General features: G+C 69.6%; 13 protein-coding genes. 10 read left to right on the forward strand and 3 right to left on the reverse strand.

Annotated features, from left to right (window positions below; genetic code table 11):
• The 8 genes from adhP (at position 1) to DYE23_RS06235 (ending at position 6,754) form a co-directional block, all read left to right on the forward strand.
• Positions 1 to 1,029, forward strand: coding sequence for an alcohol dehydrogenase AdhP (gene adhP / locus DYE23_RS06200; RefSeq protein WP_172527717.1), 1,029 nt, complete (start codon positions 1 to 3; stop codon positions 1,027 to 1,029).
• Positions 1,030 to 1,201: 172 nt separating this feature from the next.
• Positions 1,202 to 1,645, forward strand: coding sequence for a 50S ribosomal protein L13 (rplM, locus tag DYE23_RS06205; protein WP_011895780.1), 444 nt, complete (start codon positions 1,202 to 1,204; stop codon positions 1,643 to 1,645).
• A gap of 35 nt (positions 1,646 to 1,680) precedes the next feature.
• The gene (gene rpsI, locus DYE23_RS06210) at positions 1,681 to 2,157 is read left to right on the forward strand and encodes a 30S ribosomal protein S9 (protein ID WP_041788828.1); all 477 of its coding nucleotides are present in this window, start codon (positions 1,681 to 1,683) and stop codon (positions 2,155 to 2,157) included.
• Between the two features lie 293 nt (positions 2,158 to 2,450).
• Complete coding sequence (locus DYE23_RS06215) at positions 2,451 to 2,912, forward strand: hypothetical protein (RefSeq protein ID WP_115326764.1); 462 nt, start codon at positions 2,451 to 2,453, stop codon at positions 2,910 to 2,912.
• A 128-nt stretch (positions 2,913 to 3,040) separates the two neighbouring features.
• Positions 3,041 to 4,378: a phosphoglucosamine mutase gene (glmM, locus tag DYE23_RS06220; protein ID WP_011895777.1), complete on the forward strand. Its 1,338-nt coding sequence runs from the start codon at positions 3,041 to 3,043 to the stop codon at positions 4,376 to 4,378.
• Between the two features lie 42 nt (positions 4,379 to 4,420).
• Positions 4,421 to 4,726, forward strand: a complete 306-nt coding sequence (locus DYE23_RS06225) for a type VII secretion target (protein ID WP_011895776.1) — start codon at positions 4,421 to 4,423, stop codon at positions 4,724 to 4,726.
• 4 nt (positions 4,727 to 4,730) lie between these two features.
• Positions 4,731 to 6,128, forward strand: a complete 1,398-nt coding sequence (locus tag DYE23_RS06230) for a hypothetical protein (protein WP_115326765.1) — start codon at positions 4,731 to 4,733, stop codon at positions 6,126 to 6,128.
• Positions 6,129 to 6,139: 11 nt separating this feature from the next.
• Complete coding sequence (locus DYE23_RS06235; protein WP_099962594.1) at positions 6,140 to 6,754, forward strand: diacylglycerol-binding protein; 615 nt, start codon at positions 6,140 to 6,142, stop codon at positions 6,752 to 6,754.
• On the opposite strand, the gene DYE23_RS06240 is transcribed toward DYE23_RS06235, so the two are convergent.
• The gene (locus tag DYE23_RS06240; RefSeq protein WP_115326766.1) at positions 6,729 to 7,871 is read right to left on the reverse strand and encodes an acyl-CoA dehydrogenase family protein; all 1,143 of its coding nucleotides are present in this window, start codon (positions 7,869 to 7,871) and stop codon (positions 6,729 to 6,731) included. The two genes, DYE23_RS06235 and DYE23_RS06240, sit on opposite strands and share 26 nt — an antisense overlap.
• A gap of 35 nt (positions 7,872 to 7,906) precedes the next feature.
• On the opposite strand from DYE23_RS06240, the gene DYE23_RS06245 reads away from it, so the two are divergent.
• Complete coding sequence (locus DYE23_RS06245; protein WP_172527888.1) at positions 7,907 to 8,491, forward strand: TetR/AcrR family transcriptional regulator; 585 nt, start codon at positions 7,907 to 7,909, stop codon at positions 8,489 to 8,491.
• 13 nt (positions 8,492 to 8,504) lie between these two features.
• Here DYE23_RS06245 and DYE23_RS06250 read toward each other — a convergent pair whose 3' ends face one another.
• Positions 8,505 to 9,542 carry an LLM class F420-dependent oxidoreductase gene (locus DYE23_RS06250; protein ID WP_011895771.1) on the reverse strand — a complete coding sequence of 346 codons (1,038 nt, stop codon included), beginning with the start codon at positions 9,540 to 9,542 and terminating at the stop codon, positions 8,505 to 8,507.
• An 81-nt stretch (positions 9,543 to 9,623) separates the two neighbouring features.
• Positions 9,624 to 10,478 carry a dienelactone hydrolase family protein gene (locus DYE23_RS06255; RefSeq protein ID WP_115326768.1) on the reverse strand — a complete coding sequence of 285 codons (855 nt, stop codon included), beginning with the start codon at positions 10,476 to 10,478 and terminating at the stop codon, positions 9,624 to 9,626.
• Between the two features lie 56 nt (positions 10,479 to 10,534).
• Here DYE23_RS06255 and glmS point away from each other — a divergent pair, with 56 nt between their 5' ends.
• Positions 10,535 to 12,403, forward strand: a complete 1,869-nt coding sequence (gene glmS, locus DYE23_RS06260; protein WP_115326769.1) for a glutamine--fructose-6-phosphate transaminase (isomerizing) — start codon at positions 10,535 to 10,537, stop codon at positions 12,401 to 12,403.
• Positions 12,404 to 12,566 lie beyond the last annotated feature (163 nt).

Consider the following 12,566-nt stretch of genomic DNA (forward strand, 5'->3'; position numbering starts at 1 on the left):
ATGACCGAGACCAGGATGCAGGCCGCTGTCGTCACGGCCTTCGGTGAACCGCTGGTGGTCGAGGAACGGGATCTGCCCGCACCGGGCCCCGGCGAGGCTCTGGTGAAGCTGGTGACCTCGGGTGTCTGCCACACCGATCTCCATGCCGCGCACGGGGATTGGCCAGTGAAGCCGTCCCCGCCGTTCATCCCCGGCCATGAGGGCTACGGCACCGTCGTGGCTGTCGGGGACGGGGTCGACGACCTGTCGGTCGGGGACATGGTCGGCAACGCGTGGCTGTGGTCGTCGTGTGGCAGGTGCGAGTACTGCCGGACCGGCTGGGAGACGCTGTGCGAACAGCAGCGCAATGGCGGCTACAGCGTCGACGGGAGCTTCGGCACGTACATGCTGGTTGACGCCGCCTATGCCGCGCGCATCCCCGACGGGGTGGACCCGGTCGAGGTCGCCCCGATCCTGTGCGCCGGTGTCACCGTCTACAAGGGTCTGAAGGTGACCGACACCCGACCGGGTCAGTGGGTGGCGATCTCCGGCATCGGCGGGCTCGGGCATGTGGCGGTGCAGTACGCCCGTGCGATGGGCCTGCGGGTGGTCGCGATCGACGTCGATGACTCCAAGCTCGACCTGGCGACCGGGCTCGGCGCGGAGGTGGTGGTCAACGCCCGCACCGCGGATGTGGTGGCCGAGGTGCACCGCGCCACCGGCGGGGTGCACGGGGTGCTGGTGACCGCCGTGCACCGGGACGCGTTCGGTCAGGCGATCGGGCTGGCGCGCCGCGGCGGCACCATCGTCTTCGTGGGGCTGCCGCCCGGTGACTTCCCGGCCCCGATCTTCGACATCGTGCTCAAGGGCCTGACGATCCGCGGTTCCATCGTCGGCACCCGGCAGGACATGGTGGAGGCTATCGACTTCTTCGCCCGCGGACTCGTGCACCCGACCGTGCACACCACGCGTCTGGACGACATCAACGACGTGTTCGACCGGATGGAACGCGGCCAGATCGACGGCAGGGTGGTCATCGACTACCGGTAGGTGTTTTGACCTGCGGTGACAGCCGCGGGTAAGCTCCCTCGTTGGCGTGCGCCGGCTTGTCGGGAACCTTGGGTCTCCGCTGGTCGCCGAGGCAAACCGAGCGCGTATGCCACGACCGGTACCTGGGATTCTCGTCCCCGGGATCCAACCCGAGAAAGAAGTAGGTAACGCTGTGTCTACGTACACGCCGAAGGCGGGTGACACCACGCGCTCGTGGTACGTCATCGACGCCACCGACGTGGTGCTCGGCCGGCTCGCCGTCGAAGCAGCGAAATTGCTGCGCGGCAAGCACAAGCCGACATTCACGCCCAACGTCGACGGTGGTGACTTCGTCATCATCATCAACGCCGACAAGATCTCCCTCAGCGGCGACAAGCTGACCAAGAAGTTCGCGTACAGCCACTCGGGTTATCCCGGCGGTCTGCGCAAGCGCGCGATCGGGGACCTGCTGGCCAAGCATCCGACCCGCGTGGTGGAGAACGCGATCACCGGCATGCTCCCGCACACCAAGCTCGGCCGTCAGATCCAGAAGAAGCTGAAGGTCTACGCCGGTCCCGAGCATCCGCACACCGCGCAGCAGCCGGTTCCGTTCGAGATCAAGCAGGTGGCCCAGTGACCGAGACCGAATTCACCGACACCGAGGGCACCGAGGTGGCCGAGGCTGTGGAAACGCAGGTCGCCGAGACCGAGACCGAGACCGCTGCCGACGAGTACGCGGCTCCCCGCGAGCCCGTCATCATCGACCGGCCCATCCAGACCGTTGGCCGCCGTAAGGAAGCTGTCGTCCGGGTCCGCCTGGTTCCGGGCACCGGCCAGTTCCACCTGGACGGCCGCTCGCTGGAGAGCTACTTCCCGAACAAGGTGCACCAGCAGCTGATCAAGGCTCCGCTGGTGCTCGTCGACCGGCTCGAGCAGTTCGACATCTACGCCCATCTCGACGGCGGCGGCCCGTCGGGCCAGGCCGGCGCACTGCGCCTGGCCATCGCCCGCGCGCTGATCCTGGTGCAGCCGGAGGACCGGCCCGCACTCAAGCGTGCCGGGTTCCTGACCCGCGACCCGCGTGCCATCGAGCGCAAGAAGTACGGCCTCAAGAAGGCCCGTAAGGCGCCGCAGTACAGCAAGCGCTGATCGATCCACCGCCGACGCCCGGTCTACTCGCCCCGCGAGTGGCCGGGCGTCGGTCTTTTCTTCTTCACTGTGGCCCGTCACACACCGGCTTTTCAGGCAATCCACCCGGCGCCGTGCTCTGGGAAAAGGCTCCGTCAGTTACTTAGGGCGGTTCGACATCCGGCGTTGTGCCGGGCGGGCGGGTTGAATTCGCCGGCGGACCTACGCAACCCTCGAATCCGAAGCCAGGACGCCGTGATGCGTCGGCAGGAGATTCCTGCCTCATGGCTTCGTGAGAAGCAAAGGAGTGATTGATGAGCTTCGTCAAGAACGCCGCAGCGGGTGCCGTCCTCGGAGGGTCGCTGCTTTTCACCGCCGGACTCGGAATGGCGCAGGCGCAGCCTGTCGACGCCCCCGATGGTCTTGTGAATCTCACGGTCGGCGACCTGACGCTGCTGGAGAGCGTGTCCGCCGACACCGCCGCCACCGCGGCGAGTGCCCTGTGCGGCGCCGAGGCGACCGATATCAGTGCGCTGGCCTCGCAGGTCGACGGCGAGGGTGCCCCGCAGACCGTGTGCTCGGGTCTGCCGGGCGGCGACTTGGTGGTCGCGCAGAACGTCTCGTCGCAGGCCCCGCTGCCCGCGGCGCCGTTCCCGGCCGAGGACGCGGCTCCGGCCGAGCAGGCTCCCGCCGCCGACAGCGGCAGTGCCGGGGAAGGCGCCGGTGAGGGCGCCGACGCGCCCGCTGTGCCGGGTGCCGAGGAATCCGAAGGGTAATCGACGTCACTCACCGCCCGTATCCCACGCCGGGGTGCGGGCGGTGAGCCGTTTCCGGGCCGGAACGGGCGATAATCGCGCCGGGCCGCAATTAGCTCGCGGGCCCCAGCGTGTGAGAGGTTGTCACGATGGCTCGACTGTTCGGCACCGACGGTGTGCGCGGTGTCGCAAACCGGGAGCTCACTCCGGAGTTGGCGATGGCGCTGGGTTCGGCCGCGGCGCGCCGGCTCGGCAGAGCCGGCGCCACCCGCAGGCGCGTCGCCGTGGTGGGACGTGATCCGCGGGCGAGCGGGGAGATGCTCGAGGCCGCGGTGATCGCCGGGATCGCCGGCGAAGGTGTGGACACCCTGCGGGTCGGGATCCTGCCGACACCGGCGGTGGCATATCTGACCAGCGCATACGACGCCGACTTCGGCGTGATGATCTCGGCCTCCCACAATCCGATGCCCGACAACGGCATCAAGATCTTCGGCCCCGGTGGCCACAAGCTCGACGACGCTACCGAGGACCGCATCGAAGAGCTCGTGCACCAGGGCCCCGGCGAGCGCCCCACCGGTGCCGGCATCGGCCGTGTCGTCGACGCCGAGGACGCGCTGGAGCGCTACCTGCGCCACGTCGGCAAGGCGGCCACCACCCGCCTCGATCCGCTCACCGTGGTGGTCGATTGTGCCCACGGGGCCGCCTCGGTCGCCGCACCCCGGGCGTACCGCGCGGCCGGTGCCAACGTCATCCCGATCCACGCCGATCCCGACGGCCTCAACATCAACGACGGCTGCGGCTCGACGCACATGGAGTCGCTGCGGTCCGCGGTCGTCTCCTACGGCGCCGATCTGGGTCTGGCCCACGACGGTGACGCCGACCGCTGCCTGGCTGTGGACGCGCACGGGCGGGTCATCGACGGCGACGCGATCATGGTGGTCCTTGCCCTGGCGATGCAGCAGTCCGGTGAGCTGGTGTCCGACACGCTCGTCGCGACCGTGATGAGCAACATGGGCCTGCACCTGGCCATGCGATCGGCGGACATCGAGGTGCGCACGACCGGCGTGGGTGACCGGTACGTGCTGGAGGAGTTGCGGGCGGGGCAGTTCTCGCTCGGCGGGGAACAGTCCGGTCACATCGTGCTCCCGTCCTTCGGCACCACCGGCGACGGCATCGTCACCGGTCTGCGGCTGATGGCCCGTATGGCGCAGACCGGGCGCAGTCTCGCCGACCTGGCCCAGCCGATGCAGACCCTGCCGCAGGTGCTGATCAACGTCGAGGTCGCCGACAAGACGACCGTCGCCGACGCGCCTTCGGTGCGCGACGCGGTGGCTCAGGTCGAGGCCGAACTCGGCGACACCGGCCGGATCCTGTTGCGGCCCTCCGGGACCGAGCAGGTGGTCCGGGTCATGGTGGAGGCCGCCGACGAGGACACCGCGCGCCAGATGGCGGTCCGGGTCGCGGATTCGGTCAGCGCCGAAAGCTGACCGCCGGGGAACCGTTCGGGCCCGCGCGGCGTCCAACCTGATATGGGAACGGTAGGCGCGGCCCGCGTCGATTCAGCTGCAGTGCGCGCCATCGCCCGCGAGTACGACGCGGTGTCGTCGATCGTGGACGGTGCCGTGCGACAACACTTCGGCGACATGGACTTCGGTGGCGCATCCGCCGGGCGGGCATACGTCGAGCGGGGAGAGGCGCTGCGCGCCACGGTGGCCGAGTTGGCCGTCGGGCTACGGCAGTGGTCGCGTGCGGCCACCGAGATCGCGGTCGCGTTGCGCGCGTCGGCAGACCGGTATCGGGACGCCGACGAGCGCGCCGCCGGGCGCGTCGGGTAGCGCGATGCCGGATGACCTCGACGTCGGCGCCCGGTTGGCGCAGGGACGTCCCGCGGCCGACACCCTGCAGCGCTACGTCGCGGCCTGCCGGCAACTGGGCTACGAGCATCGCGACCTGACCCTGCACCCCGCGCAGGTCACCGACTGGTACGGCACCGAGGACGGCATGGACCTCGCAGCGTTGCACCGCTGCTGTGTGGCGCTCGACGCGGTCGGGCGCGCAGCACAGGAGGCACTGGCCGTGCAGGAGCGGCAACTCGGGGAGTTGTCGGCGGCGTGGGAGGGCGCCGGGGGTGACGCGGCCCGGATATTCCTTGCCCGACACGGTGATTCGTCGGCCGTGGCGACGGCAGCGGTCCGTACCGCCGCGGAGGCGCTGGTATCGCTGCGCGAGGAGTTGTGGCGGGTCGTCGGTGGGAAAGTCGACTCGACGGTCTCCGCCGAAGGTCGCGCCGCGGGTGCGCAGGCGCAGTGGTCGGCGGCGGCCACATCCGTGACGACGGGGGCCGGTGACACGGCGACGGCGGGTGAGATCGTCGAGCAGTCGGTGAAACCCTTCGTGGACAGCGTGATTCGCGACCAATGGCTCCCCGCGATGCGGGACACGGTGGCTGCCGTGACCGCGGCGTACGACGGGGCGATCGCCGAGATCGGGGCTCAACGCACCCCGACATTCGACGTTCCGGGTGATCTCGGGCCGAGCTGTCCTGAACCGCACCGTATTTGCGACGACGAGGGGCAGTCCGGCCGGGCAGCCGTCGCGGCGAGCCCACCGGCGGCAGCCACGTCTGCGGCATGGAGTCCGCCGGCCGGGACGCCGGCCGCCACGGCACCCTCCGCGTGGAGCCCGCCCGCCGCGCCGGCGCCCGTCCCCCCTGCGCCCGCCGCGCCTTCACCTCTCGCGCCTGCACCTCTCGCCGCGCCTGCACCCGAGGCGCCCCTGCCGTCGCCCGGCTCCCTGGGATCGGGCATGCCCGGTCTCGGTGGCGGACCGTCGGGTTTCGGTCAGCACTTCGCCGACGCGTTGAGCGGTCTGCTCGGTGGTGGCCTCGGGGGAGACGCGCTCGAATCCCCGGACCTGGACCTGGAAGAGCCGGCGTTGGACGAGCCCGGGGTTGAGGAGCCGGAGCTTGAGGAGGAGGAGAACGAAGAAGACGCGGAGCTTGAAGAGGACGACGAAGCAGAGGAAAAGCCGGAATCCGTTGTGGCTGCGGACCCGGTCTTGCCTGAGGAGCCCTGCGACCCGCCCCCCGAGCCGGCGGCGACGGTCGCGGCACCCGAGCCGCCTGCGCCGCCCCCGCCCGCCGAGCCGGTGCCTGCGGCCGAGCCGGCGTCGGATGAACAGACTCCCTGTGAGATCGCCGCCGGTGAAGTGCCGCAGGTCGGCGAGTCGGCGGGGTAGCGTCACCCGGTGTGAGGCTGCGTATTCCGGAAGTGGTCGTGCTGTTCACACTCGGCGGGATCGCCGCGCTGATCGGCGACCACAGCCACGTCGCCACCGGCACCACCGCCTATGACACCGACGCGGTGCCGTTTATCTGGAGCAGCCCGATCTGGTTCCCGGTGCTCGTCGGCGGTGCCACGGTGATCCTCGCCGAACTGCGGCTGCACTTCCCCGCGCTGCGGGACGGTGTGAGCGCCCGGCAGGCGGTGGCCGGGGTCGCCGCCGTCGTCGGGCTCTACGTCACGACGGCTCTGGTGCACGACGGGCCGGTGGTTCCGGTGACCGCGCTGATCGCGGCCGGGGCGGTCATCGTGTGGTGCGTGCTCGGCGACGGGCCGGCCGCCGTGTGCGGCGCCGTCATCGCCGTAATCGGTCCGGCCGTCGAGATCGCACTGGTGCACCTCGATGTGTTCGCCTACCACCCGGACGCGGATCAGCTCTTCGGGGTCGGGCCGTTCCTGGTGCCGCTCTACTTCGCGTTCGGGGTGGTCGCCGCGCTGCTCGGTGAGCTCACGGTCGCGCGGCGGCCGGTCGATGCCCGTCCGGTGTGCGACACGGTCAGCCGCGGGTCAGGTGCCGACTGATCACCAGCCGCTGAATTTGGTTGGTGCCCTCGAAGATCTGGGTGATCTTCGCCTCGCGCATGTAGCGCTCCACGCGGTAATCGCGGGTGTAGCCGGCACCGCCGAGCACCTGGACCGCGTCGGTCGTGACCTTCATCGCCGCGTCGGTGGCGACGAGCTTGGCCACCGACGCATGCCGCGAATACGGCAGGCCCGCATCCCGGCGACGCGCAGCGTCGAGGTAGGTCGCGCGCGCCGAATCCACGGCAGCGGCCATGTCGGCCAGCAGGAACGCCAGGCCCTGATGATCGATGATCTTGCGGCCGAAAGTGGTTCGCTCCTGGCTGTACGCCACGGCCTCGTCGAGGGCGGCCTGTGCCAGCCCGACGGCCACCGCCGCGATCCCGAGGCGGCCGGAATCCAGTGCGCTGAAGGCGATCTGCAGCCCCTGGCCCTCGGTGCCGATGCGCCGGTCGGAGTCGAGGTACGCATCGTCGTAGTGGGCGGCCGTGGTCGGTACGGCATGCAGGCCCATCTTTTCCTCGGGCTTGCCGAACGTCAGACCCTCGGTGTCCCTGGGCACGAGGAAGCACGAGATCCCCTGCGAGCCTTCGCCGGTACGCGCGAACAGGTTGTAGAAGTCGGCGATCCCGCCGTGGGTGATCCACGCCTTCGATCCGGTAATGCGGTATCCGCCGTCGACCTCGGTCGCTCTGCACGTCAATGCGGCGGCGTCGGAACCCGCCTGCGGTTCGGACAGGCTGTAGGCGCCGATCGTCGAGCCGCCCAGCATGTCGGGCAGCCAGCGCTGCCGCTGTTCGTCGCTGCCGAAGCTCATCAACGGATGACACGACAGGCTGTGCACGCTGACCGCGACCGCGACCGCCGCCCAGCGGGCGGCCAGTTCCTCCAGCACCTGCAGGTAGACCTCGTACGGCTGCCCGCCGCCGCCCCACTCCTCGGGGTACGGCAGGCTCAGCAGTCCCGCTTCGCCCAGGGTCGCGAAGACGCCCTCGGGGTAGGTCTCGTCCTTCTCGTGTCGATCGACGATCGGGTCGAGCGCCTTGTCGGCGATCTGGCGGACCAGTTCGACCAGATCGCGGGCGTCGTCGGTAGGAAGGAGACGGTCCACAGGCATACGAATGACAGTACTACAGGACTTTCGGCAGTACTATCGATGGTGTGACCAGGCCCGCCTTCGCGACCCGCCGCCAGACCGAGCTGTTCGACGCGCTGGTGACGCTGTTCCTGTCGGAAGGCTTCGCCCACCTCACGCTCGACGAGATCGCCGCGCGACTACGGTGCTCGAAGTCGACCCTGTACACGCTTGCGGGCAGCAAGGAACAACTCGTCCAGGCGGCGACCGTGCACTTCTTTCGCACCGCGACCGCGACGGTCGAGGCGGACGTCGCCGCGGTCACCGGGGCGCGGGAGCGCATCGCGGCCTATCTGGCAGCCGTCGGCGCCGCGCTCGATCCCGCCTCGGACCGGTTCATGGCCGACCTCGACGCGTTCGCACCCGCACGTGCCATCTACGAGAAGAACACCCGGATCGCCGCGGGCAGGGTGCAGGAGCTGATCGCCGAAGGTGTTGCGGCAGGCGAATTCCGGGACGTGCATGCGGCGTTCGCCGCCGACCTGGTCGCGACGGCGATGGTGCGGATCCAGCAGCGGATCGTCCGCGACAGCACAGGCCTGGACGACGCCGCCGCCTACCGTGAGCTGGCGGCGATCCTGACCGGGGGCATCCAGGCCTGAGGTGCGCGCGGCGTCAGAGCAGCCCCTGCAACTGCTCGACGAAACGGACACGTTCGGCGGCGTCGACACCCATCGGGTGGACGAGCAGCGTCGTCACCCCGGCTTCGGCGAACGCCGCGAGGCGTTCCTTGACGAAGCCCGCCGGCCCGACCAGTGACACCTGGCGGACCAGCTCGTCGGGCACCGCGTCGATGGCCTCGGCCTTTTTGCCGGCGAGGTACAGGTCCTGGATGTGGTCGGCCACCTCGCCGAACCCGTACCGGGTGGCCAGGTTGTGATAGAAGTTCTTTCCCCGCGCGCCCATGCCGCCGATGTAGAGCGCCAATTGCGGCTTGCCCCAGGACAATCGGTCATCGACATCGTCGCCGATGGCCAGCGTCGCACTGACCATCACGTCCAGCGGTCCCAGCGCGGGGTCGCGCCGCGACGCGCCGGCGCGCAGCGCGTCGCCCCAGACCTCGTCGGCCTTCTCCGGGTAGAAGAACACCGGCTGCCAGCCCTCGGCGATCTCGGCGGTCAGCTCGACGTTCTTGGGTCCGAGCGCGGCGATGGTGATCGGGATGTTCTCCCGCACAGGGTGATTGATGAGCTTCAGCGGCTTGCCCAGCCCGGTGCCCCGCTCGGCCGGCAGCGGCAGCTGGTAGTACTTGCCGTCGTAGCTGACGCGCTCGCGGCGCCACACCTTGCGGCAGATCTCGACCACCTCGCGTGTACGCCCCAGCGGCGCGTCGAAGGGCAGGCCGTGGAAGCCCTCGATCACCTGCGGGCCCGAGGTGCCCAGGCCGAGGCGGAAGCGGCCGTCGGAGACGTAGTCGACGCCCGCGGCGGTCATCGCCATCAGGGCCGGGGTGCGCGTGTAGATCGGCACGACGCCGGTGCCCAGTTCGATCCGCGACGTGCGGGCCGCCAGGAATCCCAGTTGGCTGATCGCGTCGTAGGAGTAGGCCTCGGCCACCAGGGCGATGTCGACCCCGAGCTTCTCGCACTCGACGACTTCGTCGACGGCTTCGAGAAACCCGCCGGCATAGCTGAGGAAGATCCCGGTCCGCATCGGCGTCGCTGCATTCTGCACTGCCCAGGTATAGCAGCCAACCGGTTGGTTGGGAAGTTGGGGCTGGGGTTTCCAGAAGAGCTAGGGCTTCAACAGAGCGACGACTTTGTTCTCCAGATCGACCGGATCGTCGGCGAACGGGTCCATCACCTCCGCGCGCGGCAGTTCGGCGTCCGCGTCGGCGAAGTCACGGTAGGTCTTGTCGCCGGCTAGCAGATGCAGCAGATAGCCCGTCATCAGCGCGCGGACGATCTTCTGCGTGCCGCGGTCCGCGCCCGGCAGACCGACGACCTTGGCCAGGGTGCGCCCTTCGACCAGTCCGCCGGACTTGGTCTTCGACGTGGCGCGCAGTGTCGCCGGCTTCCATGCCCGCGCCAGTTCCACCGCGTTGGACCGCAGGGACATCGGGTCGCCGGGATCGACGAGGATCAGCCCGGGAACGGTCAGGCCGGCCGCGGGCTGCTCCGCGGCGGGGCTGGAGACCGTCGGATAGGCGGCCACCACCGCTTTGGGGGCGTGCGGGGCGCTGCTGAGCCCCGCGGCCGCGAACACCGCGGCCGATCCGCCGAAACCGTGGCCGACCACCCCCAGCTTGCCCGGGTGCACGCTGATGGCGCCCTCGCCGAGCCGGACCCCGGCGATGATGTCGAGCGTCGTCCCCAGGTCGTAGGCCATGTTCAGCACCGACGGCGCCAGCCCTGTCTCGGTGTTCGGGGCGGCCGCGACGATCCCCCACGACGCCAGGTGCTCCAGGGTGCCGTCATAGCGGCGGGCCGATGTGATCCAGTCGTGGGCGAACGCCACACCGGGCAGATTCCTGCCCTCGGCGGGCGTGTAGAGGACGCCGGGCTGACCGGCAAAGGCCAGGTCACCGCGCAAAACCTTGTGGGGTCCGCGCCGGGTCAACGCGGTAAAGAGCTTCTTCGTGCTGGCCACCCGATGACCGTAGCCCAACCGGGTCGGGGGCGTCTTCTGCCGTACCCTGGATGGCTATGTGTGGAATCGTCGGCTACGTCGGGCAACGCCCTGCCTGCGACATCGTCGTCGACGCGCTTCGCCGCATGGAGTACCGCGGGTACGACTCCTCGGGTGTCGCGCTGGTCGACGGTCACGGCGGGCTCACCGTCCGCCGCAAGGCGGGCAGATTGGCCAACCTGGAGGCTGCGCTCGCGGAGGCGGGCGCCGAGAGCCCCGCGGGTGCGACGGGGCTCGGGCACACCCGGTGGGCCACCCACGGCCGTCCGACCGACCGCAACGCCCACCCCCACCGGGACTCCTCGGGCAAGCTCGCCGTCGTCCACAACGGCATCATCGAGAACTTCGCCGCGCTGCGCGCTGAGTTGGAGGCCGTCGGCGTCGAGTTCGCCAGCGACACCGACACCGAGGTCGCGGTGCACCTCGTCGCCCGCGAATACAACCACGGCGACACCGCGGGTGACTTCCCGGCGTCGGTGTTCGCGGTGCTCCCTCGTCTGGAGGGCCACTTCACGCTGGTCTTCGCCCACGCCGACGACCCCGGCACGATCGTCGCCGCGCGCCGCTCGACCCCGCTGGTGCTCGGCGTCGGCGACGGCGAGATGTTCGTCGGCTCGGATGTCGCGGCGTTCATCGAGCACACCCGCGAGGCCGTCGAGCTGGGCCAGGACCAGGCCGTGGTGGTGACCGCCGACGGCTACCGGGTCACCGATTTTTACGGCAACGACGACGCCGCCAGCGCGCGGCCGTTTCACATCGACTGGGATCTGTCGGCGGCCGAAAAGGGCGGCTACGAGTACTTCATGCTCAAGGAGATCGCCGAGCAGCCTGCCGCCGTCTCCGACACGCTGCTCGGGCATTTCGTCGACAACCGGATCGTCCTCGACGAGCAGCGGCTGTCCGACCAGGAGCTCCGCGACATCGACAAGGTCTTCGTGGTGGCCTGCGGCACGGCCTACCACTCGGGGCTGCTCGCCAAGTACGCGATCGAACACTGGACGCGGCTGCCCGTCGAGGTCGAGCTCGCCAGTGAGTTCCGCTACCGCGACCCGGTGCTCGACAGCCACACGCTCGTCGTCGCGATCTCGCAGTCCGGCGAGACGGCCGACACGCTGGAGGCCGTCCGGCATGCGAAGGAACAGAAGGCCAAGGTGCTGGCCATCTGCAACACCAACGGCAGCCAGATTCCGCGGGAGTGCGACGCGGTGCTCTACACCCGCGCCGGGCCGGAGATCGGTGTCGCGTCGACCAAGACCTTCCTCGCCCAGGTCGCCGCGAATTACCTTGTCGGACTTGCCCTCGCGCAGGCGCGCGGGACCAAGTACCCCGACGAGGTGGCCCGCGAGTACCACGATCTGGAGGCCATGCCGGACCTGATCTCGCGGGTGCTGGCGTCCTCGGAGCCGGTGGTCGCGCTGGCCAAGCAGTTCGCGACGTCGCAGACCGTGCTGTTCCTGGGCCGCCACGTCGGCTATCCGGTGGCGCTCGAAGGTGCGCTCAAGCTCAAGGAGCTCGCCTACATGCACGCCGAGGGTTTCGCGGCGGGTGAGCTCAAGCACGGTCCGATCGCGCTGATCGAGGACGACCTGCCCGTCATCGTGGTCATGCCGTCACCGAAGAACTCCGCGACGCTGCACTCCAAGCTGCTGTCGAACATCCGCGAGATCCAGGCCCGCGGGGCGGTGACCATCGTGATCGCCGAGGAGGGCGACGAGACGGTACGGCCGTATGCGGACCACCTCATCGAGATCCCGGCGGTCTCGACGCTGTTCCAGCCGTTGCTGTCGACCATTCCGATGCAGCTGTTCTCGGCCGGTGTGGCGCAGGCGCGCGGCTATGACGTGGACAAACCCCGCAACCTCGCGAAGTCGGTCACCGTCGAATAGCGCCGGACGGCACCCGGTTCTGGGAGAGATGTGCCGAAATTGATAACACTTCGCGTGACACGGCCGATAAACCGGGTAATGAACCGTTGTGCAGCAACGGTCCGAGCCGCCACGGGACAGAAGAGCGTCTTCCGTCGGAATGGCTGTGTGTGCAGGGCTTCCA

Source organism: Mycolicibacterium gilvum, assembly GCF_900454025.1.
In the GTDB taxonomy this organism is placed as follows: domain Bacteria; phylum Actinomycetota; class Actinomycetes; order Mycobacteriales; family Mycobacteriaceae; genus Mycobacterium; species Mycobacterium gilvum.

Bases quoted from the DNA above. Each gene is read 5' to 3' on its own strand.
- DYE23_RS06215 (WP_115326764.1), top strand. From the start codon at position 2,451: ATGAGCTTCGTCAAGAACGCCGCAGCGGGTGCCGTCCTCGGAGGGTCG.
- DYE23_RS06230 (WP_115326765.1), top strand. From the start codon at position 4,731: ATGCCGGATGACCTCGACGTCGGCGCCCGGTTGGCGCAGGGACGTCCC.
- DYE23_RS06250 (WP_011895771.1), bottom strand. From the start codon at position 9,542: ATGCGGACCGGGATCTTCCTCAGCTATGCCGGCGGGTTTCTCGAAGCC.
- DYE23_RS06225 (WP_011895776.1), top strand. From the start codon at position 4,421: ATGGGAACGGTAGGCGCGGCCCGCGTCGATTCAGCTGCAGTGCGCGCC.
- glmS (WP_115326769.1), top strand. From the start codon at position 10,535: ATGTGTGGAATCGTCGGCTACGTCGGGCAACGCCCTGCCTGCGACATC.
- DYE23_RS06240 (WP_115326766.1), bottom strand. From the start codon at position 7,871: ATGCCTGTGGACCGTCTCCTTCCTACCGACGACGCCCGCGATCTGGTC.
- adhP (WP_172527717.1), top strand. From the start codon at position 1: ATGACCGAGACCAGGATGCAGGCCGCTGTCGTCACGGCCTTCGGTGAA.
- glmM (WP_011895777.1), top strand. From the start codon at position 3,041: ATGGCTCGACTGTTCGGCACCGACGGTGTGCGCGGTGTCGCAAACCGG.